Origin of the sequence: Pseudomonas sp. (assembly GCF_037994325.1) — a bacterium.
Taxonomy (GTDB): Bacteria; Pseudomonadota; Gammaproteobacteria; order Pseudomonadales; family Pseudomonadaceae; genus Aquipseudomonas.
The window spans coordinates 1-25,139 of the sequence record NZ_JBBNAH010000210.1; the positions used below are offsets into that span (position 1 = coordinate 1).

A 25,139-nucleotide genomic window follows, 5' to 3' on the forward strand; every position below is an offset into this window, starting at 1 on the left:
GGGTATTCAGACGTCGAGAAGAAAAGTCACTGGCCCGTCGTTGACCAGCGTCACCTGCATATCCGCACCAAAGCGCCCGGTGGCCACCACCGGGTGCTTGCTATTGGCCTGGTTCACCAGGTAGTCGAACAGCTCGGCCCCTTGCGCCGGCGGCGCAGCAGTAGAGAAGCTCGGGCGCAGGCCGCTGTTGGTATCGGCGGCGAGGGTGAACTGCGAGACCAACAACAGCCCACCGCCGACGTCAGTTAACGACAGGTTCATCTTGCCGTTGCTGTCGCTGAACACCCGGTAGTTAAGCAGTTTGTGCAGCAGCTTTTCGGCACTCGCCGGCGTGTCTTGCGGCTCAACGCCAACCAGCACCAGCAGGCCCTGATCAATAGCGCCGACAGTTTCCCCAGCCACATCCACACTCGCCTGGGTTACGCGTTGAATCAGCCCCTTCATGCCTCTTCGGGCGCCAGGTTGAGAAGGCGACGGGCAATCTGGTCAGCAGCACGCACCAGGGCATCGGTAATGCCCGGTTCAGCAGCCGCGTGGCCGGCATCACGAATAATCTGCAGCTCGCTATTGGGCCAGGCCTGGTGCAATTCCCAGGCGTTATCCAACGGGCAGATCACGTCGTAACGGCCGTGCACGATGATGCCCGGCAGGTGGGCGATCTTGTGCATGTCACGGATCAGTTGGTTGGGCTCGAGAAAGGCGTCATTCATAAAGTAGTGGCATTCGATCCGCGCAATCGACAGTGCGCGCTGCGGCTCAGAAAAGCGCTCAACCACTTGCGGGTTGGGCCGCAGGGTCGCGGTACGGCCTTCCCAGGTGGACCAGGCCTTGGCCGCATGCATCTGGGCAATCTGGTCGCTACCGCTCAGGCGTTTATGAAAGGCCGGCAACAGGTCGTGGCGTTCTTCCGGCGGAATGGGCGCCACGTAGTCTTGCCAGTAGTCGGGGAACAGACGGCTGGCGCCTTCCTGATAAAACCACTTGATCTCCTGCGGACGGCACAGAAAGATCCCACGCAAAATCAGCGCATGTACGCGTTCAGGGTGGGTTTGCGCATAGGCCAGCGACAGCGTGGACCCCCAGGAGCCGCCGAACAGCACCCATTTGTCGATACCCAGGTGTTGGCGGATTAGCTCAAGGTCGGCGACCAAATCCCAGGTGGTGTTGTTTTCCAGGCTGGCGTGGGGGGTGGAGCGCCCGCAACCGCGCTGGTCGAAGGTGATGATGCGGTATTGGTTGGGGTCGAAATAACGGCGGCTGGCGCCATCGCACCCGGCGCCCGGGCCGCCATGGATAAACACCACGGGAAGGCCATCCGGCGTGCCGCTCTCATCGACATAGAGCACATGCGGCGCCTGCACGGCCAATTCGTGGCGCGCGTAAGGCTTAATCTCCGGATACAAAGTCTGCATGCTGCACTCCCTTGTTAGTGACGGCGGTGCCATACGCAACCCCCATGGGTCGGGGTACATTTGCGGGCAACGCGCCTGAGCTCTGCCGGGCATCATAACCATGAAAAACGGAGTTGAGCATGTCAGACCGGATATTTCCCCTCACGCGCCTGTGGATAGTCGCCTTGGCCTTGACGTTGATCACCGGTTGCTCGCGCAGTGACCCGCAAGCGGCGCTGGAAGCTGCCGTACAGCAACTGCAGGAAAACCTCGAAGGCAAACGCAGCGGCGACGTACTGGAGCAGCTCCACCCGGAGTTTCGCGCCCAGCAGCAGTTCGACCGCGAATGGGCCAAGCGCACCATGCTCGGGCTGTTTTTGCGCTACCAGAATGTGCGCGTGCTTGCTGTGAGCAAAACCAGCCGCATCGACCCCAGCGTCTCCAGCAAGGGTTATACAGAGGCTCAGGTAGCCGTCACTGGCGCCCAAGGGCTGATACCCGACAACGCCAATGCCTATAGCGTGAAGCTGGAGTGGTGGCTGGAAGACGGCGAATGGAAGTTGGCGCGGATAGATTGGAAGTAACCAAAATACCTGGGCGTGACTGCCCTGTAGGGTGTGCTGTGCGCACCAGCCGCTCTCACGATCCGCGCAATGGTGCGCGCAGCACACCCTACAAAAACCTTCATGCGTTAACCCGGACTGCGCAGAAAGCCCATCAAGCGTAGTGGGCCTGCGCCCAGGCCAAGTAGGTTTGCAACAACCCGCGCAACACCACTTGCGCCTGCGCCGCTAACTCCGGACGGTAGGTAAACGGCGCCTGTTCATCCATATAAATGCACTGGCTCAGCTCCAGCTGCACGGCGTGCACGTTGCTGGCGGGCTGACCGTAATGGCGGGTGATATGGCCACCCTTAAAGCGCCCATTCAGCACATGGCTGTATTGCCGCGCGCCAACACACACCTGCACTAGCTGCTGTGCCAACGCCGGGTCGCAGCCGGCGCCGTCGTGGGTGCCGAGGTTGAAGTCGGGCAGTTTGCCGTCGAACAGCATCGGCACGTGGGAGCAAATGGAATGGGCGTCGAACAGCAACGCGTAGCCGAATTCGGCTTTTAACCGGGCCAGCTCGTCGGCCAGGGCGCGGTGGTAAGGCGTCCAGATCTCCTGCAAGTAACGCTCACGTTCAAAAGCCGAGGGTTGCCCGCCTTCGATAAACAGCGGCTCGCCGTCAAACAGGGTGCTGGGGTACAGGCCGGTGGTGGCGGTGGCATACAGCGGGCGGTCATCGGCTGGGCGGTTAAGGTCGACCACATAGCGCGAGTAGTTGGCGGCCAAGGTGCTGGCGCCCAGCTCGGCGGCAAAGGCGTAGAGCTGGGGGATATGCCAATCGGTGTCCGGCAACGATTGCGCCTGGGGCACCAAGCCGGCCTGCACCGCCGGGGTCAGTTGCAAGCCGGCATGGGGCATGCTGATTAACAGCGGCACGCGACCTTGGGCAAAGATAAAGGGCGTTTCGATTACCTCAGACATGAATCAGCTCCCGACCATGGCGGATAACGCGCTTGTTCAGTTCACCGCCCAGCCAATAAGCCAGCTCGGCCGGCTGGGCGATCTGCCAGGCAACAAAGTCGGCCACCTTGCCCACTTCCAGGCTGCCATGGCTGGCGCCCAGGCCAAGGGCTTTGGCGGCGTTAAAGGTGACACCCGCCAGCGCCTCTTCCGGGGTCACGCGGAACAGGGTACAGGCCATATTCAGCATCAAGCGCAGCGACAGCGCCGGCGAAGTGCCGGGGTTCAGGTCGCTGGCAATCGCCATACTCACTCCCTGCTCACGCAGCATCTGGATCGGTGGCAATTGGGTTTCGCGCAGAAAATAAAACGCGCCGGGAAGCAATACAGCAACCGTGCCGGCGGCCGCCATCGCTTGCGCGTCGGCCAGGGTCATAAATTCCAGATGATCCGCCGACAACGCCTGATAGCGCGCGGCCAAGCTGGAACCGGCCAGCGACGACAGTTGCTCGGCATGCAATTTCACCGGCAAACCCAATTGCTGTGCCGCGATAAACACCCGCTCCACTTGCGCCGGGGAAAACGCCAGGTGCTCGCAGAACGCATCCACGGCGTCCACTAAACCTTCCCGAGCCAGGGCCGGCAGCATCTCGCTGCAGATATGTTCGATATAGGCATCGCTGCGCCCTGCATATTCCGGCGGCAAGGCGTGGGCGGCCAGGCAAGTACTGCGCACGGTGACGGGCAGGCTTTCGCCGAGGCGGCGGATAACCCGGAGCATTTTGCGTTCGTTGGCCAAGTCGAGACCGTAGCCGGATTTTATTTCGAGGGTAGTCACGCCATCGCGCAGCAGGGCGCGAACACGTTGGCTGGCGCTGGCCAGTAGTTCATCTTCGCTAGCGGCGCGGGTGGCGCGCACGGTGCTGGCGATACCGCCACCGGCGGCGGCGATGTCGGCGTAACTCACACCTTGCAAGCGTTGCTCGAATTCACCGCTGCGGTTGCCGCCGAACACGGCGTGGGTATGGCAGTCGATCAGGCCTGGGGTTACCCAGGCGCCGTTGAGGTCGTGACGCTGAACGTAGTCGTCGGCCGGTAAGTCGGCGTAGTGGCCAATCCATTTGATCAGACCGCTGCTGGTGACGATGGCGGCGTTTTCGATGGTTGAGTAGCTGCCGCCAGCCAGGGTAGCCGCGTGGCAGTTGAACCATAGATGCTGCATGTCCGGCCTCCTGGTGAATAACGCGGTTTAGTCCTCTCGACCGCCTGCGGGAGAGGGTTAGGGATAGGGAGCGCTGTGATGGCAGAAACAGATTTGCGTAACGGCTGGCCCTCACCCCCGGCCCCTCTCCCGTAAACGGGAGAGGGGTGCAAAGCCATTGAGTTTGTTTGCCCGGCCCCTCTCTCGTAAACGGGAGAGGGGTGCAAAGCCGTTGAGTTTGTTTGCCCGGCCCCTTTCTCGTAAACGGGCGAGGGGTGCAGAGCCGTTGCGTTTATTTGGTATTTACCATGGGCAAATTCAGACCCTGCTCTTGCGCACAATCAATAGCAATCTGATATCCCGCATCGGCATGGCGCATCACGCCGGTCGCCGGGTCGTTGTGCAACACGCGGGCAATCCGCGCCGCCGCTTCATCGGTACCATCGCACACAATCACCATGCCCGAGTGCTGGGAAAAACCCATACCCACGCCACCACCATGGTGCAACGAAACCCAGGTGGCACCACTGGCCGTGTTCAGCAACGCATTGAGCAATGGCCAGTCAGACACAGCATCGGACCCATCGCGCATGGCTTCGGTTTCACGATTCGGGCTGGCCACCGAGCCGGAGTCCAGATGGTCGCGACCAATCACGATAGGCGCCGACAATTCGCCGCTGCGCACCATTTCGTTAAACGCCAAACCGAGCTTGGCGCGCTGGCCCAGACCGACCCAGCAAATCCGCGCCGGCAGCCCTTGGAAGGCGATGCGCTCGCGGGCCATATCCAGCCAGCGGTGCAGGTGGGCGTCGTCGGGGATCAGCTCTTTAACCTTGGCGTCAGTCTTGTAGATATCTTCAGCATCACCCGACAACACCGCCCAGCGGAACGGACCTACGCCACGGCAAAACAATGGGCGGATATAGGCCGGAACAAACCCTGGGAAATCGAAGGCATTGGCCACGCCCTCGTCTTTGGCCATCTGGCGGATGTTGTTGCCGTAGTCGAAGGTCGGTACGCCCATTTGCTGGAACGCCAACATGGCTTGTACATGCACGGCCATGGATTGCTTGGCGGCTTTCACTACTTCGGCCGGCTCTGTTTGTGCTTTGGCGCGGTAGTCGTCCCAGGTCCAGCCGCTGGGCAGGTAGCCGTTGAGCGGGTCGTGGGCGCTGGTTTGGTCGGTGACCATATCCGGGCGCACACCTCGGCGCACCAGTTCCGGAAGAATGTCGGCGGCATTGCCACACAGGGCGATGGAGATGGCTTTGCCTTCGCCAGTGTATTTGGCGATGCGCGCCAGGGCGTCGTCCAGGTCTGTGGCTTGTTCGTCGACGTAGCGGGTTTTTAAGCGGAAATCGATGCGGCTTTGCTGGCATTCAATATTCAGCGAACAGGCCCCGGCCATGCCCGCCGCCAGCGGTTGCGCACCGCCCATGCCGCCAAGGCCGGCGGTGAGTACCCACTTGCCTTTGAGGTTGCCGTTGTAATGCTGGCGGCCGGCCTCCACTAAGGTTTCGTAGGTGCCCTGCACGATGCCCTGGCTGCCAATGTAGATCCAGCTACCGGCGGTCATTTGCCCGTACATGGCCAGCCCCTTGGCATCCAATTCGTTGAAGTGCTCCCACGTGGCCCAATGCGGCACCAGGTTGGAGTTCGCGATCAATACGCGCGGGGCGTTGCTGTGGGTTTTGAATACGCCGACCGGTTTGCCCGACTGCACCAGCAGGGTTTCATCGTCTTCCAGCGCGGTCAGGGCTTTGACGATGGCGTCGTAGCAGTCCCAGTTGCGCGCGGCACGGCCAATGCCGCCATACACCACCAACTCGTTGGGGTTTTCCGCCACTTCCGGGTCGAGGTTATTCATCAACATCCGCAGCGGCGCTTCGGTCAGCCAGCTCTTGGCGGTCAATTGCGTACCGCGGGCGGCACGAATGACGGTGTCACGGTAACGATTGGATGTGCTCATAACAGGCTCCCAGGCGCGTGCGGGTAATAGAGAGGTAAGCAGAGACAGCATGCTGCACCAGCTTGTATATACAAGTAAAGCACAGCAGCAAGTACGATGAATAGCCCGACACGCTGAAAGTCATAACAGCGGGTTAAAACGCGTAGCGGAACTCTACGCCCAGGCCATAGCCGGCAGTCTGTCCAGTGAAGCTGGAAGCGGCCATTTGTACCTGGCCCGCCACGCTGGCCTGCTTACTCAGGGCATAGCGATAGCCCACGGTGGCCGCAGGAACCAGCTGGCGCCTTTGCAAGCCACTGGAGACGGCAAAGTGCTGCAACCCAGGAATATTGGAAGCACCTTTAAAGTCCGGGCGCTGCTCACTCAGCAAGGCATCTACCCCCAGGCTCAGGTGCAAGCTGGCCCGCTCCGATAGTGGTGTGGCGCTGCGTAACGTAGCGCTTGCGTAGGTGTCATCACTGCGGGCGCCTGTCACCCGCAATGGCAGGGCAACGTTGCGCTCTTCAAATGCCCCGCGCTGGCTGCGCACGTGATAAAGCGCCAGCTCAGGAGTCAGCAACGATTGCCCCAAGGCAATGCCATAACTCAGTGCCAAGCGTTGTTCGTTGGCGGTAGTGGTCACACGCGTGGCAGTCGGCTGCACGTTTGCCAGGTGCTCGCCACGCTGAAATTCGCTGTCACCGGTACTTGCCGCCAAGCTGGCAATAGCGCCCCAACCCATGCCGGTTTCCGCGTTCTGCTGGTAGGCCACCCAGGCGCCAAGACCGTACTGATGATGCTGGCTGTCTTCGTGGTCCGCGCCATCCCCATCGCCCAGGGCCAGCGTGCCGCCGATAGAAATGTGGGGATCAAGACGGATACCGGCGCCTATCAAGCCTTGGGCTTGCCGAGCGGGTTCACCATCGTCAGCAAATGCCATTGCACTGCCGACTGTCATGCAATAGCGCTGCTCGGCACCGGGCATGCACTGCAACTCGGAAATAGCGTGGCTAAAGCGGTCTTGGCTGAGCATCAGTTGCGCACTGCTATCGGCACTGTGCAGCACCGAGTGCTGCAGGTTTTCCAGGTCTTGCAGCACCAAGTCCTTCCAGATCACCGCCCGCTCCCCGGCGCCGTTATCCGCCCTGCCGACAATCACGCTGCCGTCGTCACTGATAGCGCTGGCCTCGCTGTAGGTGCCGCCGTTGAGCAAACCCAGGCTGGTCATGCCGGTGCCGGCGGTCCAGCGAAACGCGCGGTCAGTGCCATCGGCCAATGTTGAATAACCCACCACCACCGCGCCGTCGGCGCTCACAGCGTTGGCCGCACTCATCCCTCCAAGCGAGCCCAGGTCGGCCATGCCACCGGCCGCCGTCCAGCGAAACGCGTAAGAGCCGCTGGTGCCCACCACTACACTGCCATCGCCATTTACGCCAAATGCACCACTGGTCGAGCTACCCGAGAGAACGCCCAGATCAAGCACCGAGCCACCTTGCCAACGCACGGCGCGCACACCATTACTACTGGCGGCCGTGCCCACGACGACGGCGCCATCGCCGCTCACGCCATAGGCAATGCTTGCGCCGGTGGCGGTCAAACCGCCCAAGTCCTGCATGCCCGAAGCAGCAGTCCAGCGAAACGCCCGGCGCACTGCAGTGGCGTTGGTCGACTCGCCCACTATCACCTGCCCATCGCGGCTGATATCCCAGGCCGAACTACTAACCCCACCCAGGGTGCCGAGATAGACAAAACCGCCGCCGGCATCCCAACGAAACGCGCGCTGCACGCCACCTGGCCGCAACATGCCGACCACCACGCTGCCATCACCACTGACTGCATTGGCTGAACCCAGGCCGGAAAAGTTGGCGAAACTCACCATGCCCTTGTCCTCCGTCCACCGGAACAACCAATGGGCATTCATAGCATCAGCCCCCAGGCCCACTACCACTTTGCCGTCGCCGCTCACAGCGCTGGCGTGGCTGAGAATGCCGTTTGGCAGCAGGCCCAGGTCGAACATCGCGGCCTGGGCCGGCAGTGCAGCCCATTGCGCCAGCAGCAGAGCGGAAAAGGAGGGCAACACCAAGCGCAAGGACGCGCGAAAAAGGCGGGGAGCTTTCATGGAAAATGCCTACGCAAAAATGAGACGTAAGCATCCGCAACGTAGGACTAATCGGTCTGTAAGGCTATCCGCAGCAGCCCGTCAGCCGCTCTCGCTGCCAGCCCTTTGCGGCTTAGACCGCAGGCGTTTGCACAAACACCGGCAAGCGCTCAAGGGTTTCGGCGAACGCGGCGAGGGTCGGGTAGTCAGCGGCGAGCACCAAGTCCGGCAGCATCAGGCGGGCAAACGACCAGGCTACCGCGATGCTCACCTGCGCCTGGCCTAGTGCACCTTCTTGCGCGTTCAATGGCTCAGCAAGCAGCTCTTTTTCCAGCTCCGCCCAGGCAGCAAACAGCTGACCATGCACCCGCTCCAGCCACGGCTGATAAAGTTTTTCCGCAGGCCGCAGATTGTGCTCGTACACCACTTGCACAGCCTTCTCGCAGGCCGCCAACGCCAACCCGGTTAGCCGAAAAGCCCGAGCACGCGCGGCAGGCTCGGCCGGCCACAGCCTGGAGTGGGGATCGAAAAACTGCAAAATCAGGCTGGAATCCATCAGCACCTGGCCATCGTCCAGCACCAGCGTTGGCGCCTTGACCACCGGATTGATCCGGCGAAATTCAGCAAAGGTGCTAAACACCGACAACGACTGGTGCGGCACCTCCAGCCCCAGCACTTTCAAGCAAATCGCCACGCGGCGAACGTAGGGTGAATCGAGCATTCCGATCAGTTTCATGGCCACTCCGTTAACTGCACTTAATCAGGCTTAGCAGCCTAAAACGTATACGTAGGCTGGAGTAGCGACAAAATTCAACGCTCTGCGTTAGATTTACTTACATGAAAAACATACCGCCGCTGACCACCCTCAAATGCTTTGAAGCCGCCGCACGCTTGGGGAGCGTGACCCTCGCCGCGCGCGAGCTGCATATCACCCATTCCGCCGTTAGCCAGCAAGTTCGCGGTCTCGAAGACAGCATGGGCATCGCCCTGTTTGTGCGTGAAGCGCGCGGCCTGCGCCTGACCGAAACGGGCCGCTTGTATGCATTGGAAGTACGCACCGCGTTGCAGGCATTGAGCAGTGCCACCCATCAGGTGCAAGGCCGGCCAGATGACGATGAGCTGGTGATCACCACCCTCGCCTCCTTTGCCCAGCACTGGCTGGTGCCACGACTGGCGGATTTCCAGCAACGCTACCCGCAGTACCGTGTGCACCTGCATACCAGCCTGGAACTGCAAGATCTGCGACAAGGCTTGGCTGATATCGGCATCCGCATGGGCCAAGGGCACTGGCCAGAGCTGACCCAGAAAAAGTTATTCAGCGACGAATTGGTGGTAGTTGCAGCCCCGCACTTTGCCGCCGGCAATCTGCCCAGCACACCCGAGCACATTCTCCGTGGTCCACTGCTGCACAGTACCGATGCACCGTGGAGCGACTGGTGCGCGCTAGCCGGCGTTAACCCGCAACAACTGCCCGCACCGAGCCTGACAGCCAACGACTCCAACATCATTCTCGCCGCCGCTGTACTTGGCCACGGTATCGCCCTGGAGCGCCGCAGCCTGGTCGCCGGCCTGCTGCAACGTGGCGAGCTACTGCAGTTGTCGCCCCTGTGCCCGCCCTACCCTTATCCCTATTGGCTGGTATGGCAGCCCAGGGAAGTCTTAAGCCAAAAACAGCTGCGCTTTATCGACTGGATTCAGGAACAGGTAGGAACGCAACGCGGGCGAAGCAACCCACCCCACGATCAAAACGCATAGCGGTATTGCATACCCAAGCCATAAACCGGCCGTTCGCCTTGATACACCGACGCCGCAGCCTGCACCCCGGCCGCCAGCGTAGCTTGCGGGCTCAGCGCGTAGCTGTACTGCGCGGTTGCGACTGGCACCACGTTGCGTTTGTCCAGGTTGCTTGGCAGGTCAAATCGAGCAAACCCCGGAATAGCCGAGCGCCCTTCAAACCCTGGCGTGTCGTCATTGAGCAACGCATCAGCCGCCACGCTCAGCAACAGGCTGGCTTTCGGGCTAAGCGGGGTGGCGCTGCGCAGGGTGAAGGTGGCGTAGTTTTCGTCGCTGCTGGCGCCGTTCACCTGCAGTGGCAAAGCAACGTCTTTTTCCTGGAATGCCTGGCGGGCGCTACGTACATGGCTTAAGGCGATTTCCGGTGTAAGCAGGGTCGAGCCGAGGGCAATGCCGTAACCCAGGGCGATACGTTGCGCAGTGGTAGTGATACGTACATCGGTGGCGGCCTTTTGCACATCCAACAAATCGGTGCCGCGATCAAAGCGGTTTTTACCGCTGCCCACCGCCACGCTGGCGTTGGCATTCCAGCCCTGGCCGTTGGCTGAATCTTGCTGGTAAGCCAGCCATAGATTGACGCCATAGGCATCACGTTGCTTGGCGGCGTTGCGGCCAAGATCGACCTCAGCCAGCGCCACATTGCCACCCAGGGAGAACTGCTCGTTTAAGCGCAGGCCAGCGCCCAATCGGCCGATACGTTGGCTGGCGTCGTTATCCGTCTCGCCTGTGTAGCCACCAGCCGCCACGCTCAGGCAATAGGCCTGGGCCGCGCCGGGAATGCAGCCTTGTTGAGAAAGATCGCGCAGACGGCGAGTTTGGCTGCTGGTCAATTGTGCGGCGGTATCGGCGCTGCGGATAACCGACACTTGCAGATTGCGCAAATCCTGCATTACGCCGCCCGCCGATTGCCGCGGTTGTGCGGGCTGGATAATGGTGGCAGGGATACTTGTTCCTGTTCCTCCACCCGTTCCTGTGCCTAGATCGGGGCCAGTGCCTGTTCCAGTACCTGTGCCTGTGCCTGTGCCTGTGCCTGTGCCTGTGCCTGTGGGAGTGTTGTCGTTAGCGGTCCAGATAAAAACTCGGTCACCACTATTACCCAGCACCACTCGTCCATCATCGCTGACTTTTAACGCAAAGCTGCTGGTCGTACCGGTTAACACGCCAAGGTTGGTCATGCCCGTGGCAGCGGTCCAACGATAGGCTCTACGTGTAGCAGATAGGCCGGCAGCCCCCACAACTACCGAACCATCGGCACTCACATCACGGGCATTGCTGCTGTCAAAGCCAGCCAACGTGCCCAGGCTTTGCAGACCCGAGGCCTTGGTCCAGCGAAACCCATAGTTTCCGGTTGCGCCATCACTATCGCCTACAACTACCGAACCATCTTCATTGACTGCCCATGCCGTACTTTCTCGGCCACCCGAAAACGTTCCCAAGTCGACCATTGAGTTTGTAGTGCTATCCCAACGAAACCCATGCTCCTCCTTTCCGTCAGGGCCGGCTCCAAGACTAAAACCCACAACAACTGCACCATCACCGCTCACTGCAAGGGCCGAACTGTAGTTATTTGGCGATAAACTACCGAGGTCTTGCATTCCGCCGGCCGCAGTCCAGCGAAACGCATGGCCTGCCCCCGCTGCTCGATCCGAGCTACCCACCACAACACTGCCATCGCGACTGATGGCATCGGCGAAGCTTCTATCGCCGCCCAGGGTACCTAAATCGGTGAAGCCTCCCGCCGCCGACCAGCGAAACGCATGGTTGGCTATACCAGTGCCAGTCGTAAACACTGTAGTTCCACCAATAAAACGGCCATCCCGATTTACGGCGCGAATGATCGTAGAGTCGCCAGAAATAACGCCAAGACTTACCGCACCGTCTTTTGCATTCCAACGAAGTAACTCAACGTCCGTGCCACTGGTTTTCGAGCCAAATACATCGCCATTGCCGAGCAGATCGAGCACATCAAAGGAAATGGAGTTACTCAAATCCATCATCACCGCCCCCGCCGGCTGAGCACTCAGCAAGGCAAGACCGGTAACGACAACAGAAGGAAACGCGCGCCAGCGAGCCAGCGCTGCCGCCACTGGCGTGCGGGTAAACGTGAAGGGTTTCATGAGGGTATTGCCTACTTAAGTTACGAGCAGGCAAGCATCGGTAAACGCGGCAGGGCTATCTGTCGGCACGCTCGCGACAAATGCGTGGAAAACTGCGAGCGGCCGCCATCTGTAATCCCAGCACAGCCACGAAATGGCCAGAGCGCGGCGTGGGAATGTTCGCCGCCCACGCTGAGGTGAGCGGCTACGGGGTGAACAGCGCGCTGCTTAGGTGGCGTCGGCGTGACTGACCAAGCCCTTCACCACCACCGCCACGCTGGCGATGATCGCCGGCACCACCAGCGCGGTGAGAACCTGTTCGAAGTTCCAGCCCAAGCCCAGCAGCGTGGCGCCAATCCACGCGCCAAGAATGGCACCGAAGCGGCCGATACCCAGCATCCACGACACACCGGTGGCGCGCCCTTGGGTTGGGTAGAAACGCGCCGCCAGCGAGGGCATGGCCGATTGCGCGCCATTGATGCACATACCAGCGAGCAGCACCAAGGTGGCAAGCAGGGTGACTTTACCCAGGCTCTGGCCGACGAAATAAGCAAACACGCCGGCCAATAGGTAGAAGGTGCCGATGACTTTATGCGGGTTGAATTTATCCATCGCCCAGCCCACGCCCACCGCACTCAGCACGCCGCCGAACTGGAAGAGCGCGCCGATAAACGCGGCCTGTTCCATGCTCGCGCCGCTGTCGCGCATCAGCGTTGGCAGCCAACTGGTCAGCAGGTAAACAATCACCAAGCCCATAAAGTAGGTCAGCCACAGCAATAAAGTGCCGGCGCTGTAGGTGCCGGAAAACACCACTTTCAACACGTTGCGGCTTTGCACGGTTTTTTGTTCCGGCACGCTGAAGTCAGTCGCGACTGCCACCTGGGCCGGCGCGATAGGCGCCAGCACTTTGCGCACTTTTTCTGCGCCACAGTTACGCACCACCAGAAAACGTGCCGACTCCGGTAGCCAGACCAGCAATACCCCGGCCAACAGCAACGGCAAGATGCCGCCAAGCAGCAGCAGGCTATGCCAGCCAAACGCCGGAATCATTTTCGCCGAGATAAAACCGCCGCCGGCCATGCCCAAGTTAAAGCCGCAGAACATGCTGGTCACCAGCAAGGACTTCAGGCGCTCTGGGGTGTATTCGGACAGCAGCGTGGTGGCGTTCGGCATGGCCGCGCCCAAGCCCAGGCCGGTGAGCAAGCGCAATACCAACAGTTGGTCGAGGCTGGTGCTAAAGGCCGAGAGCAGGCTAAAGAAACCAAACAAACCAACGGCAGCGACCAGCACCACCTTGCGCCCGAAGCGGTCAGCCAGCGGGCCGGAGCCGAGGGCGCCAAACACCATGCCGATTAGCGCGGCGCTCATCACCGGGCCAAGGCTGGCGCGGTCGACGCCCCAATCCACGGTTAGCGCCGGGGCGATAAAACCCATGGCGGCGGTGTCCCGGCCGTCAAGAAAGACGATCAGAAAACACAGCAGCACGATCCTCCACTGGTAGCGGGAAAGTGGCTGGGCGTTGATAAAGGTTTGTACGTCGAGTGTGCCGCCAGTGGGCACGTGAGCGGGGCTGGTCATACGGAAAATTCCTGTGAGTTTTTCTTCGCCAGGGCAAGGCAGGCGAATGGAACAGGAATGAGGGACGGGCTAGGCAGACGCTGCACAGCGAGTTTCAGCGAAGCGCGGGCACGCTGCGGCGAACGGATGTCCATGGCTGGCTCTCATTTGTTTTTATTGGAGTCGTAGCTTTGGGTCGCCGGGGCGACCGGAGAACAGTACGCAGCGGCAGGGGGCGGCAGCAATCCGATAATCGACTAACTGGGCGGTTATCGAACGGTAGTACGTAGCGGAAAGCAGCGAAGCATGCGTAGGAACGTGGAGGCTGGAGAGAGCACTGCGTTTGCTTCGACCTCTCCCCGTCCTCTCCCCTAGCCGAGCGCCCACAAGCGGGCGTGGGGGCCAGAGCGCGGCAGTCGGAAGAGTGGTGATCGGTTCCCCTCTCCCGCTAGGGCGGCCGGCTAGGCGAGAGGGGCTAGGGGAGAGGGCCGAAGCAATCGTGGTCAGTGAAACAACCGCGTACTCAACTCCCGACTGGCCTCCAACAACACCGGCAAAAACCGCGTTTCCAGTTCCTGGCGCGACACCCTGCCGGCATGGGTGCCAACGTTCAACGCCGCCAACACCTGCCCGGCCGAGTCTTTCAACGGCACGGCCACCGAGCGCAGGCCCACTTCCAGTTCCTGGTCGATGATCACCCAGCCCTGCTGGCGAATTTCGGCGACGCTGGCACGCAAGCCGTCGGGGGTATGCACGGTGCGGCTGGTCTTGATCTGCATCTCGGCGTGGTCGATGTAGTCGTTAAGCGCCGCGTCGTCCAAGGCCGCGAGCAGGATACGGCCCATGGAGGTGCAATAGGCCGGCAGACGGCTGCCGACGCTAAGGTCGACCGAGATCAGGCGCTGCGGCGTGGCTGAGCGGGCGATATAAAGAATTTCATCACCCTCCAACGTCGCCATGGAACAGGCTTCGTGCAGTTGTTCGCTGAGGCGGTCGAGGATCGGTTGCGCGGTCACCGCCAGCGGCGTGGACGACAGGTAGGCGTGGCCAAGGGTCAGCACTTTAGGCAACAGCGAGTAGGTGCGCCCGTCGGTGGTGACATAGCCCAGGCTCATCAGCGTGTGCAAGCAGCGGCGCACAGCGGCGCGGGGGATCTCGGTGCGGTGGCTGATCTGGGCAATGGTCAGGTGGCGTTTGCGCTCCTGAAACGCATGAATCACCGCCAGGCCACGGGCCAGGGAAGTCATAAAATTCGGGTCGCCGGTAAAGGCTTCGATGCGCTTGGCCGGCGAGGCAATAATCGGCGGCGCCAAGGGCGGCAGGGTGATGCGGGCTTCGTCAGTCATCTTGTTATTGTTCCGGCGCAAGGGTTAAGCAGCAGGGCAGGCATGGCCGATTATCGAACCAGAGTTCGATAATCGCAATTTAGCCCACGTGATGCAGCGCCCAGATAAAGGCGCTAATGGTCAGAAACGACAGCACCGTCGCCCCCACCAATGCCGCTGCACAGCGCCCTTGCAGGCCAAAACGTTGGCCTAGAATCGGGTAGATGCTCATCATCGGCGAGCAGGCAAACAGCACCCCGGCCATGCGCAGCGCCGGGTCTTGCACCGGCAGCCAGGCAAACATCAGCAGCACCAGCAGCGGGTGCAGAATCAGTTTGGCCACGCTGATTTGCAGCACATCGCCAACCATGCCAGCCGCCTTCAAGCCCACCAGGTTGCCGCCAATCACAAACAGCGCCACCGGGGCCGAGGCCATGGCCAGCATCTCCACGGCCTTGAACGGCACCGCTGGCAGGCGCACCTCCAATAGCGCCAAAGCCAGGCCGATGCTGATCGAGATAATGATCGGGTTACGCAGCAGGCGCTGGGCTATGCCCACCAGCACCTTGCCGGGGCTTTGCCCTTGGGCGTCGCCGGCTTCGGCCAAGATTAGCGCCAGGGGAATCATCAGCAGGTTTTCCACCATCATGCCCAGGGCCAAACCTACCGCCGCTGGGGTGCCGACCACCATCACCACAATCGGATAACCGATAAAACCGCTGTTGGACACCGACATACCGAGGCCGACGATTGAGCTGGCGCTGAGGGTTTCGCGGCGCAGCAGGCGCGAGTAGGCAAAGCCCAGGGTAAACATGGTCAGCGAACCCAGGCCGTAAGCGAGCAGGTAGTTACGGTCGAACACTTGGTCCAGCGGGCGCTCGGTCAGGGCTTTGATTACCAGCGCTGGCAAAGCCAGGTTGATAACAAATTTGCCCATGCCAATGATCTGATCGCGGCCGATCATGCCGCCGCGCACCGAAAGAAAACCGATGGCGATCAGGATAAAAATTGGCGTGGTGATGGTGAGGATCTGCAGCATGCGCGCTCGTAGTCAGGAAAAGGCTTGCGGGGTGAGCTGGCGCAGGCGACTGCGGGTACGGACAAAGTCCAGGTGTGAGCCGGGTCGGCACACCTGATCCAGCTCGGCGGCGCAACCCAGCAGCAGGTGCACGCCGCTGTCGTAGGCAATGTCGACAAAGTTGAGGATGCGTTGCTGCACGTCGATGCCTTCGCTATCCAGGCAAGGCACGCCGTAAATGGCGATACGCCGAAAGCGTTGGCACAGCCAGAGAAAGTCGGCGCTGGAATGGGGACGACGACAGAGCTCGTCGAAATCCAGCAAGGCGCGATCACCTTCGCGGGCCAGCACCTTGAGCGGGTGATGGTTGACCTCCAGCACCAGGTCGCGCTCGGCCGCCGCGCTCAGATCGAGCTGTTGCTCAAGCCAGACCTTCAATTCAGGGCACAGCGGCCAGGCAAAATAACCCCATGCCTCGCCTGCGCCGGCACGCTCGCGGTAGTCCTCGCCAGCGTCCAGATTGAGCACACTAAAGCGCGTTTCCAGCAGCTCAATGGCCGGCTTGAAGCGGTCGCGGTACAGCGGGTTAGGGCACAGATTGATCGGCGCATAGTTGGAGGTGCAGACCAGACCGACGCCCTCCTCCACCAGCACTTTCAGCCGGCGCCCAAGCAGCATGGCATCAGCGATGTCATGCACATGGAATTCGTCGAAACACAGCAAACGCGCCTCTTGCGCGACTTCACGGGCCACCCGCAGCAGTGGTTCGTTTTGCCCCGTAAAGGCGCCCATGCGCTGCTGCACTTCCTGCAAAAACGCATGGAAATGCACCCGCCGTTTGGCCTGTACCGGCGCGGCCGCGAAAAAGGTGTCCATGACAAAACTTTTGCCACGGCCAACACCGCCCCACAGGTAAATGCCAGCCACAGGCTTGCGCAGCCAGCTACGCCGCCCCGCCAACCAGGCGTCCAGCCAGGTGGCGAGGGTGTCGATAGCTGCCTGTTGCGCGCTGTCGGCCCGATAACCACGGGCCTCCAGCGCATCGTTAAAGCGCCGCTGAATGCGCTGGTCGACGGGCTCGACCAGGCCTGTGTCGGGCTCGGCTGGTTTAGAGGTCAAACGCCACCTTAGAAATCAAAGAACACCGTTTCGCCGTCACCCTGAATACGGATATCGAAGCGGTAAGCCGGCTTGCCGTCAACCTCGCAGCGCTTGGCAACGAGGGTTTCGCGCCGTTGCGGCTGCTCAATAAGGTTCAGCACCGGGCAGACTTTATTGGCCTCGGCGTGGTCATCGAAGTACAGGCGTGTGTGCAGGTGAATATTGATGCCCCGGGCAAACAACGACACGTTGATATGTGGCGCCATCGGCACACCGGCGGCGTTTTTCACCACACCGGGCTTGATGGTGTGCAGCGTCCACTCGCCGGCATCAAAGGTAGTCGCCGTGCGGCCAAAGCTGTTGAACGGTTTTTCCAGGTTGAAATCGGCGTGGTAGCGGCCTTCGTGGTCGGCTTGCCAGAACTCCAGAAACGAGTCGCGGACCAAATGGCCGTTGCCGTCATAGACATTGCCCAGCAACACAATGTGCTCGCCCGGTGCGCCAGGTTTAGCCATCTCATTCCAGATTTCCTGCTCACGGGCCGGGTTACCGGCAGCGCTCAGGGCCAGGCCAATATGCACATAGGGGCCGGCGGTTTGCGAGGGGGTTTCTTTCAGCAATTCAATTGGCATATATCACCCCCTCTCAGCGGTTTTCAAAGTGTGTTTTGCGCTGACCGCGCAGCACGATATCGAATTTGTACGCCAGGCAATCCATAGGGTTGGCCGCGCCCATATCGAGCTTGGCGATCAGGCTTTGCACCGCCTCCGGGTTGGCGATGGATTTAACAATGGGGCACATCGGAATCAGCGGGTCACCTTCGAAATACAGTTGGGTGATCAAGCGCGTGGAGATCGACGGGCCGCTGATGGAAAAGTGGATATGCGCCGGACGCCAATCGTTCGGGCCGTTACGCCACGGGTACGGACCCGGCTTGATGGTACGGAAACTGTAGTAGCCATCGCGGTCGGTGAGGGCCCGGCCGACGCCACCAAAATTAGGGTCCAGCGGCGCCAGGTAACGGTCGTTTTTATGCCGATAACGGCCACCGGCGTTGGCTTGCCACATCTCCACCAGCGTGTGCGGGATGGGCTTGCCGTATTGGTCGCACACGCGGCCGGACACAATAATGCGCTCGCCCACCGGCAAGCCGCCGTTGTTGAAATTAAGCAGCAAATCGTTGTCGTACTGACCCATTTTCAAATGCGAAAAATCCGGGCCGGTGGTTTCCGAAACAGACTGCGGAATGCTCACCAGCGCTTGGCGCGGCGAACGGGGAATGGAGGTTTTGTAATCAGGCGTCAGGGCTTTAGGGTGCCAATTGCGGTCACGGATGACGAAGCGACTGCTGTCTGCATCAGACATGTCGTTCTCCTTTTCTTGGATTTATAGGGCGAGCTGGCGGGCAGTCTGCTGACAGAGATACGTTGGGAAAACTGAATATTAGCCGCGCATCCATAACTCATTGGTTATGGATAACCCGTAGGGTGTGCTGTGCGCACCAAGCGCCTACCCCGATATCGCCACGGTGTGCACAGCACATCCTACGGTCAGGGAAAGATGCCTTCCCGGTATGCCTGCCCGACTTCGCGCAACACCTCGACACTCCAATGCGCCGCCAACGACAGCGGCAACGCCGCATTGCTGCAGATACCCACCGAACCACCGGGCTCTCTAATGCCCAGCTGTAATTCGGCCAAACCGCCATTTGCCAGGTCCAACTGCACCGCATCCAGAGGTGCAATCCACACTGCGTCGCTGCATTGCACATAACGTCGGCTCAGGGTGATCGATAGCGTTTCCAAGCGCTGGCGTGGCTGGGCGATACCGCATTGCACAAACAGCGCGTCGGCATATTTACGAATCGTGGTGCCAGCCAGCGGCAGCACCAGCGGGTAGTCCTGCAACAGTTGCTGCGCCTGCGCAGAGCTCAGCAAAGGATGACCCGCGCGCACCACCAACGTCATCGACTCGCTATACAGATGCTCAAACGTCAGGCCCTGAATTTGCGGGCTATCGGTCATCCGCCCAACCACCAAATCCAATTCGCCTATATGCAACTGCGACAACAAATACGCACTGGGCCCGGTCACCACACTGGCCACCAATGCCGGATGCTGCTCGTGCAGACGGCGCACCACCTCCGGAATCAGCAAGCTTTCCACCGTTGACAACACCCCCAAGCGCACTGTGCCAGACGCATGTTCACCGCTGCGCAGGCTGTTTACCCCATCACGCAACGCCTGCACACAAGGCCCGGCATAACGCATAAACGCCACGCCGGCTTCGGTAAGAGCCACACCGGCTTTGCTACGGTCGAACAAGCTGGCGCCCAGCAGTTCTTCCAACTCTTTAAGGGTTTTGGAAATGGCCGGCTGGCTGACAGCCAACTTATCCGCCGCGCGCGCCAAGGTGCCCTGACGGGCCACTTCGAGAAAGCACACCAGATGGCGGAATTTAATGCGGGTGTCGATATTCATGGCGGCTAGTCTGCAAGGGAACGACGCAAAAGAACAACCGCGCGTGGCCTGGCAAGTTTGCCCACCCCGCCCAGCTCTGCTAGCCTCGCGCCCGTTCCAGCCTGCCTGACCCTGCCGAGAACCCTGCCCATGGCCCGCAAAAAAGTCGCCGTCGATTTCGAACAATCCCTTGCCGAGTTGCAGACCCTGGTCGAGCGCTTGGAAAACGGTGAGCTGTCGCTGGAGGATTCGCTGACGGCCTTTGAGCAGGGTATTCGCCTGACTCGCGACTGCCAGGGTGCGTTGGCTCAGGCGGAGCAGAAGGTGCAAATTCTGCTGGAACGCGATGGCGAGTTGGAGGAAGCCCCTTTCGATGCGGACGAATCGGCATGATCGCGGCGTATCAAAAAACCTGTCAGACCCGCGTTGACGCCAAGCTCGACGAACTGTTCCACGCGCCCCGTGCCGAACTTGCACTGATTTATCAAGCCATGCGCTACAGCGTGATCAATGGTGGCAAGCGCGTGCGCCCACTGCTGGTGTATGCCGCCTGCGAAGCCCTCGGTGGCAGCCCGGAGCGCGCCGATGCGGCGGCCTGTGCGGTGGAGTTGATTCACGCCTATTCACTGGTGCATGACGATTTGCCAGCGATGGACGATGACGATCTGCGTCGCGGTCAGCCCACTACCCATAAGGCCTTTGACGAGGCCAGCGCCATTCTCGCTGGCGACGGCCTGCAGAGCCTGGCCTTTGAAGTGCTCGCCGATGGCCAGCGCAACCCGCTGCCGGCTGAGGTGCGTCTGGATATGCTTAGCCACCTGGCCAAAGCGGCGGGCCCTGCCGGCATGGTCGGCGGCCAAGCCATCGACCTCGGTTCGGTGGGCCAATGGCTCGACCAAGGCGCGCTGGAAATCATGCACCGGCACAAAACCGGCGCGCTGATTGAAGCCAGCGTGCGCCTTGGTGCCTTGGCCAGCGGCGAGGCGGATAGCCTGTCACTGCGCGCCCTGCAGGACTATGCACAAGCCGTTGGCCTGGCCTTCCAGGTGCAGGACGATATTCTCGACGTGGAAAGCGACACGGCGACACTGGGCAAAACCCAGGGTAAAGACCAAGCCAACCACAAGCCCACCTACCCTGCCCTGCTGGGCCTGGACGCGGCGAAAATCTACGCCCTGGAACTACGCGACCTGGCGCTGCATGCGCTGCGCCCGTTTGGTGAGGCAGCCGAGCCACTGCGCGACTTGGCGCGCTATATCGTCGAACGCCGCAGCTAAAAGCCCTCTCCCGCCCTTGCCCCCCTCCCGCAAGCGGACGAGGGGATTGTCGCCCCTCGCGTTACGCGCTGGGCCGGCACAGAGCGCTGCGCTCTACGCCCACTATCACCCCCACCTCTGCCGCGCCATTCGCCCCAGCCAGCAAGGTTCCGCTACCCCTGAGTCGGCGCCTAAGCTCTACTCCCTAAGCGTTTAAAAAAGACCTATAAAAACCAGGGAGCGCCAATGCCCATCCGCAATCTGCTTATCGCCAACCGCGGCGAAATCGCCATTCGTATTGCCCGCGCTGCGGCTGAGTTGGATATCCGCAGCGTGGCGATCTTTGCCGAGGACGAAGCCGCCGCGCTGCATACGCGCAAGGCCGATGTGGCGGTAGGCCTCAAGGGCCGCGGCGTAGCCGCTTACTTGGATATGGATCAGGTGATCGCCATCGCCACTGCCCAGGGCTGCGATGCGGTGCATCCCGGTTATGGCTTTTTGGCTGAAAACGCCGAATTCGCCCGCCGCTGCAAAACAGCCGGGCTGACTTTTGTTGGCCCCAGCGCCGATGTGCTGGAGCAGTTTGGCGATAAAACCCAGGCTCGCACCTTGGCCATGCGCTGCGGTGTGCCCTTGGCCAGCGGCACCAACCAGCCCACCAGCTTGGCCCGCGCTCAGTCGTTTATGGCCGAGCTCAATGGCGGCGCCATGATGATCAAGGCGTTGGCGGGCGGCGGTGGCCGCGGTATGCGCGCGGTGTTTGCCGCCGAAGACGTGGCCGAGGCCTACGCCCGCTGCCAGTCCGAAGCCAAGGCAGCGTTTGGCAATGGCGATCTGTATGTGGAGCGGCTGATCCACAACGCACGGCATATTGAAGTGCAGGTGTTGGGCGACGGCGAGCAGGTGGTGCATCTGTGGGAGCGCGATTGCACCTTGCAACGACGCAACCAAAAGCTGGTGGAAATCGCCCCCAGCCCCAACCTCGACCCCGCCGTGCGCGAGGCCATGCTCAGTGCCGCCTTAAAGCTGGCCGGCGCGGTTAACTACCGCACCTTGGGCACCTTCGAGTTTTTGCTGGATGTGGATAACGGCGACTTCGTGTTTATGGAAGCCAACCCGCGCTTGCAGGTGGAGCACACCGTTACCGAAGCGGTCACCGGTATCGATCTGGTGCAAGCGCAATTGCGCGTAGCCGGCGGCACCAGCTTGCGCGAACTGGGCTTGCAGCAGGCAGATATTCCCGCGCCACGGGGGTTTGCCGTACAGCTGCGGGTCAATCTGGAAAGCATGAACAGCGACGGCAGCGTGCAACCGGCAGCGGGCCTGCTCAGCGCCTATGAACCGCCAAGCGGCGCCGGCATTCGTGTCGATGGCTGTGGCTACAGCGGTTACGCCACCAGCAGCAGCTACGACTCGCTGCTGGCCAAGCTGATTGTGCAGGCCAACGACGACTTCCCCGCCGTACTGCGCCGGGCCTACCGTGCCCTGTGCGAGTTCCGCCTGGAGGGTGTGGCGAGCAATATCCACTTTTTACAAAACCTGCTGCGCCAGCCCCAGGTGCAAGACAACCAAGTCAACACACGCTTTGTCGAAGAGCAGATCACCCAACTGCTGGCGACACAGCAACAGGCGCACCGCCATCTGTTTTTCCCCCAGGCGGCCGGTGCCGCACAGCAGCATCAACACGCCGACACCCCGGTAGGTTGCGTCGCCCTGGAGGCGCCCAGCGCAGGGGTGGTGGTCAGTGTCGACGTGCAGGTCGGTGACGCCGTCGCCGTCGGCCAGAGCATCGCCGTGCTGGAGGCGATGAAGATGGAGTTTGTGGTCAAGGCCAGTCACAGCGGCATTGTCCACAGCCTGGCGGTAACGCCCGGCGACAGCCTATTCGCCGCCCAAGCGCTGCTATTTATTCAGCCGGCGGAAGTAGCGCTGCAACAGCAGCACAACGAAGAAAGCATCGACCTCGAGCATATCCGCGCGGATCTTGCCGAAGTGCTCGAACGCAATGCCCTGACCCGGGACGAGCGGCGGCCGCAGGCGGTGGCGAAGCGGCGCAAAACCGGCCAGCGCACCACCCGGGAAAACCTTGACGACCTATTGGATGAGGGCAGCTTTATCGAATACGGCGCCCTCGCTCTGGCCGCCCGGCGGCGCAAAAACTCGGTGGAAGACCTGATCGTACAAAGCCCGGCCGACGGATTGGTTAGCGGCATCGGCACCGTTAACGCCGCGCAGTTCGGCGCCGAGCACACGCGCTGTATGGCCATCGCCTACGACTACACGGTATTTGCCGGCACCCAGGGCGCGATGAACCACAAAAAAACCGATCGCATGCTGCAACTGGCTGAGCAGTGGCGGCTGCCGCTGGTGTTGTTTGCCGAAGGAGGCGGTGGCCGGCCAGGGGATAGCGATTTTGTTGGCGTGGCCGGTCTGGACTGCCACACCTTTATTGGCATGGCCAAGCTTTCTGGTCTGGTGCCGTTGGTGGGTGTGGTGTCCGGCCGTTGCTTTGCTGGTAACGCCGCGCTGCTGGGGTGCTGCGACGTGATTATTGCCACCGCCAACGCCAGCATCGGCATGGCTGGGCCGGCGATGATCGAAGGGGGTGGGCTTGGCACTTTTACCCCGGAACAGGTCGGGCCGGTGAGCGTGCAAGGCCCCAATGGCGTGATCGATGTCGAAGTGGCGGACGAAGCCGCAGCGGTAAAAGCCGCCAAGCAGTACCTGTCCTACTTCCAGGGCGCGGTGAGTGACTGGCACTGCGCCGACCAGCGCGAACTGCGCCAGTTGATCCCGGAAAATCGCTTGCGGGTTTACGACATCCGCCAGGTCATCGCCACCCTCGCCGACCGCGACTCCGTGCTGGAACTGCGCCGCCAGTTTGCCCCAGGGCTGATCACCGCGTTTATCCGCATCGAAGGGCAACCGTTTGGCCTGATCGCCAACAACCCCGCACACCTGGGCGGCGCCATCGACGCGGTGGCTGGCGACAAAGCCGCGCGTTTTATGCAGCTGTGCGATGCCTTTGATATTCCGCTGCTGTCGTTGTGCGACACCCCAGGGTTTATGGTCGGCCCGGATGCGGAAAAGCAGGCCACGGTACGGCATGTGTCGCGCATGTTTGTGACCGCCGCCAGCCTCAGCGTGCCGTTTTTCACCGTGGTGCTGCGCAAAGGTTATGGTCTCGGCGCGCAAGCAATGGCCGCCGGCAGCTTTCATTCGCCGCTGTTTACCATCGCCTGGCCCAGCGCCGAGTTTGGTGCCATGGGTTTGGAAGGCGCGGTGCGCCTGGGCTTCTCCAAAGAACTGGCCGCCCTGGAAGACCCCGCCGAGCGCCAAGCGCTGTTCGACAAATTGGTGGCCAAGGCCTACCAGAGCGGTAAAGGCATCAATATGGCCAGCTTTCTGGAAATCGACGCGGTGATTGACCCAGTCGAAACCCGCAGCTGGCTGGTGCGCGGCTTTAACGCCGCACCACGCGCGCCCAAGCGCGACGGCAAAAAACGCTCCTTTGTGGATACCTGGTGATCACTATGACGACCTTTGAACAGCAGCTACTTCACGTCAACGGCATCACCCTCAGCGTTTACTGCGCAGGCCCGGACAGTGGGCGGCCGGTGTGGCTGCTACACGGGTTCCCCGAGTGTTGGTACTCCTGGCGCAGCCAGATGACGGCGTTGGCCGCCGCTGGCTACCGCGTCTACGCCGCGGAAATGCGCGGCTACGGCGACAGCAGCGCGCCTGAAGAGGTCGAGGCCTACCAGTTGCTAACCTTGTGCGCCGATATTCAGGCCGCCATGGATGAGCTCGGGCATACCGATGTGTGCGTGATCGGCCATGACTGGGGCGCGCCGGTGGCCTGGCATTTGGGCTTGCTCGAACCTGAGCGGGTTAGCGTGCTTGGCGCCATGTCCGTGCCGTTTGGCGGGCGGCCCAAGCGTCCGGCCATCGACATCATGCGAGAGGCCAATGCCGGGCGCTTTAACTACATCCTCTACTTCCAAGAACCGGGCGTGGCTGAGGCCGAGCTAAACGCCGATATCGAACGCAGCATGCGTTTGCTGATTGGCGGTACGGGGGAGGTGTTTTTGCAGCCGAAACCGGCGCATGCGCGCTTGCTTGATGGGGTGCCGGTGCCCGAGGGTTACCCCCAGTGGTGCAGCCGAGAAGACTTTACAGTGTACCTGATCACCCTAAGCAAAAACGGTTTTCACGGGCCGCTGAATTGGTATCGCAACTTCACTTTGAACTGGCAGAGCACCGAGTTTTTGGCTGGGCGTCAGGTGCTGCAACCGACGCTGTTTTTGCTCGGCGAGGACGACCCGGTGGGTAAGTTGGAAGCCTACACGGTGAAAAAGATGGCCGAGTTAGTGCCCAGGCTTGAGC

At 61.3% G+C, this 25,139-nt stretch carries 22 protein-coding genes; 6 read left to right on the forward strand and 16 right to left on the reverse strand.

Features of this window, described 5'->3' with window-relative positions; genetic code table 11:
* Positions 1 to 6: 6 nt before the first annotated feature.
* Together dtd and pip are read right to left on the reverse strand one after the other, a co-directional pair.
* Positions 7 to 444 carry a D-aminoacyl-tRNA deacylase gene (dtd, locus tag AAAB16_RS07075; RefSeq protein WP_340662708.1) on the reverse strand — a complete coding sequence of 146 codons (438 nt, stop codon included), beginning with the start codon at positions 442 to 444 and terminating at the stop codon, positions 7 to 9.
* Positions 441 to 1,412, reverse strand: a complete 972-nt coding sequence (gene pip / locus AAAB16_RS07080) for a prolyl aminopeptidase (protein ID WP_340662709.1) — start codon at positions 1,410 to 1,412, stop codon at positions 441 to 443. Before pip ends, dtd begins: the two co-directional genes overlap by 4 nt.
* Before the next feature lie 119 nt (positions 1,413 to 1,531).
* On the opposite strand from pip, the gene AAAB16_RS07085 reads away from it, so the two are divergent.
* The gene (locus AAAB16_RS07085; RefSeq protein ID WP_340662710.1) at positions 1,532 to 1,975 is read left to right on the forward strand and encodes a hypothetical protein; all 444 of its coding nucleotides are present in this window, start codon (positions 1,532 to 1,534) and stop codon (positions 1,973 to 1,975) included.
* 133 nt (positions 1,976 to 2,108) lie between these two features.
* On the opposite strand, the gene hutG is transcribed toward AAAB16_RS07085, so the two are convergent.
* The 5 genes from hutG to AAAB16_RS07110 form a co-directional block, all read right to left on the reverse strand.
* Positions 2,109 to 2,921, reverse strand: coding sequence for an N-formylglutamate deformylase (gene hutG / locus AAAB16_RS07090; RefSeq protein WP_340662711.1), 813 nt, complete (start codon positions 2,919 to 2,921; stop codon positions 2,109 to 2,111).
* Positions 2,914 to 4,122, reverse strand: a complete 1,209-nt coding sequence (gene hutI / locus AAAB16_RS07095) for an imidazolonepropionase (RefSeq protein ID WP_340662712.1) — start codon at positions 4,120 to 4,122, stop codon at positions 2,914 to 2,916. Before hutI ends, hutG begins: the two co-directional genes overlap by 8 nt.
* A gap of 271 nt (positions 4,123 to 4,393) precedes the next feature.
* Positions 4,394 to 6,070, reverse strand: a complete 1,677-nt coding sequence (hutU, locus tag AAAB16_RS07100; RefSeq protein ID WP_340662713.1) for a urocanate hydratase — start codon at positions 6,068 to 6,070, stop codon at positions 4,394 to 4,396.
* A gap of 133 nt (positions 6,071 to 6,203) precedes the next feature.
* Complete coding sequence (locus tag AAAB16_RS07105) at positions 6,204 to 8,168, reverse strand: hypothetical protein (protein ID WP_340662714.1); 1,965 nt, start codon at positions 8,166 to 8,168, stop codon at positions 6,204 to 6,206.
* A 112-nt stretch (positions 8,169 to 8,280) separates the two neighbouring features.
* Complete coding sequence (locus AAAB16_RS07110) at positions 8,281 to 8,883, reverse strand: glutathione S-transferase (protein ID WP_340662715.1); 603 nt, start codon at positions 8,881 to 8,883, stop codon at positions 8,281 to 8,283.
* Between the two features lie 101 nt (positions 8,884 to 8,984).
* On the opposite strand from AAAB16_RS07110, the gene AAAB16_RS07115 reads away from it, so the two are divergent.
* Positions 8,985 to 9,902 (forward strand): LysR substrate-binding domain-containing protein, encoded by a 918-nt coding sequence (locus AAAB16_RS07115; protein WP_340662716.1) that lies wholly within the window; start codon positions 8,985 to 8,987, stop codon positions 9,900 to 9,902.
* On the opposite strand, the gene AAAB16_RS07120 is transcribed toward AAAB16_RS07115, so the two are convergent.
* The 9 genes from AAAB16_RS07120 to pcaQ all read right to left on the reverse strand — a co-directional run bounded on the left by AAAB16_RS07120 (position 9,890) and on the right by pcaQ (position 19,518).
* A complete protein-coding gene (locus AAAB16_RS07120; protein WP_340662717.1) occupies positions 9,890 to 12,058 on the reverse strand; it encodes a hypothetical protein in 2,169 nt (722 codons plus the stop codon). The genes AAAB16_RS07115 and AAAB16_RS07120 overlap by 13 nt on opposite strands.
* A 207-nt stretch (positions 12,059 to 12,265) precedes the next feature.
* Positions 12,266 to 13,615, reverse strand: a complete 1,350-nt coding sequence (locus AAAB16_RS07125) for an MFS transporter (RefSeq protein WP_340662718.1) — start codon at positions 13,613 to 13,615, stop codon at positions 12,266 to 12,268.
* On the reverse strand, positions 13,612 to 13,749 hold the full coding sequence (locus AAAB16_RS07130; RefSeq protein WP_340662719.1) for a hypothetical protein: 138 nt from the start codon (positions 13,747 to 13,749) through the stop codon (positions 13,612 to 13,614). The genes AAAB16_RS07125 and AAAB16_RS07130 overlap by 4 nt, the downstream gene beginning before the upstream one ends.
* Positions 13,750 to 14,097: 348 nt before the next feature.
* Entirely contained in the window at positions 14,098 to 14,940 is an 843-nt protein-coding gene (locus AAAB16_RS07135; protein ID WP_340662720.1) for an IclR family transcriptional regulator C-terminal domain-containing protein, read from the reverse strand.
* A gap of 79 nt (positions 14,941 to 15,019) precedes the next feature.
* Positions 15,020 to 15,958: an AEC family transporter gene (locus tag AAAB16_RS07140; protein ID WP_340662721.1), complete on the reverse strand. Its 939-nt coding sequence runs from the start codon at positions 15,956 to 15,958 to the stop codon at positions 15,020 to 15,022.
* Positions 15,959 to 15,970: 12 nt separating this feature from the next.
* Entirely contained in the window at positions 15,971 to 17,056 is a 1,086-nt protein-coding gene (zapE, locus tag AAAB16_RS07145) for a cell division protein ZapE (RefSeq protein ID WP_340662722.1), read from the reverse strand.
* An 8-nt stretch (positions 17,057 to 17,064) separates the two neighbouring features.
* Positions 17,065 to 17,670 (reverse strand): protocatechuate 3,4-dioxygenase subunit alpha, encoded by a 606-nt coding sequence (pcaG, locus tag AAAB16_RS07150; protein WP_340662723.1) that lies wholly within the window; start codon positions 17,668 to 17,670, stop codon positions 17,065 to 17,067.
* Between the two features lie 13 nt (positions 17,671 to 17,683).
* Positions 17,684 to 18,403: a protocatechuate 3,4-dioxygenase subunit beta gene (pcaH, locus tag AAAB16_RS07155; protein WP_340662724.1), complete on the reverse strand. Its 720-nt coding sequence runs from the start codon at positions 18,401 to 18,403 to the stop codon at positions 17,684 to 17,686.
* Positions 18,404 to 18,588: 185 nt separating this feature from the next.
* Entirely contained in the window at positions 18,589 to 19,518 is a 930-nt protein-coding gene (gene pcaQ, locus AAAB16_RS07160) for a pca operon transcription factor PcaQ (RefSeq protein WP_340662725.1), read from the reverse strand.
* A 129-nt stretch (positions 19,519 to 19,647) separates the two neighbouring features.
* On the opposite strand from pcaQ, the gene AAAB16_RS07165 reads away from it, so the two are divergent.
* From AAAB16_RS07165 to AAAB16_RS07180, 4 genes are all read left to right on the forward strand, one after another.
* Positions 19,648 to 19,890 (forward strand): exodeoxyribonuclease VII small subunit, encoded by a 243-nt coding sequence (locus AAAB16_RS07165; protein ID WP_110617110.1) that lies wholly within the window; start codon positions 19,648 to 19,650, stop codon positions 19,888 to 19,890.
* The gene (gene ispA / locus AAAB16_RS07170; RefSeq protein ID WP_340662726.1) at positions 19,887 to 20,774 is read left to right on the forward strand and encodes a (2E,6E)-farnesyl diphosphate synthase; all 888 of its coding nucleotides are present in this window, start codon (positions 19,887 to 19,889) and stop codon (positions 20,772 to 20,774) included. The genes AAAB16_RS07165 and ispA overlap by 4 nt, the downstream gene beginning before the upstream one ends.
* Positions 20,775 to 20,999: 225 nt before the next feature.
* Positions 21,000 to 24,281, forward strand: coding sequence for a carboxyl transferase domain-containing protein (locus AAAB16_RS07175; RefSeq protein WP_340662727.1), 3,282 nt, complete (start codon positions 21,000 to 21,002; stop codon positions 24,279 to 24,281).
* A gap of 5 nt (positions 24,282 to 24,286) precedes the next feature.
* Positions 24,287 to 25,139, forward strand: an 853-nt coding sequence (locus AAAB16_RS07180; RefSeq protein WP_340662728.1) for an alpha/beta hydrolase, incomplete at its 3' end; no start/stop codon positions are given.